This window comes from Rhizobium ecuadorense (genome assembly GCF_001187535.1).
Classification (GTDB): Bacteria; Pseudomonadota; Alphaproteobacteria; order Rhizobiales; family Rhizobiaceae; genus Rhizobium; species Rhizobium ecuadorense.
Window position 1 is genome coordinate 1 of the sequence record NZ_LFIO01000292.1, and the last position, 277, is coordinate 277.

Here is a 277-nt window from a genome sequence, read left to right on the forward strand (position 1 = left end):
GCTTGCGCCCATCTGGCATAGATTTTGCGGCCGATGCCATCGGCCCGACGAGCCACAATGTGAGATCGCCGCGTGACAATATCGCCATTGCCGGGCCAAACTGCTGCTGGAGGGTGAAACCAAAATGCTCTGTATAGAAGGCAACGGACATATCGACATCGTTGACCAAATACCGGGCTGTAGCCATCGTCATATCCTCCATTACCAGGCTTCGGTAGCGAATGAATCGCACACTCTTACGGCGTGCGAAAGTCAGGATTTCCGCGACGGATATGAT

1 protein-coding gene is annotated in these 277 nt (G+C 53.8%); it reads right to left on the reverse strand.

Annotated features, from left to right (window positions below):
- On the reverse strand, positions 1 to 187 hold a 187-nt coding region (locus tag AF337_RS06545), incomplete at its 3' end, for a VOC family protein (protein ID WP_244471199.1).
- Between the last annotated feature and the right edge of the window lie 90 nt (positions 188 to 277).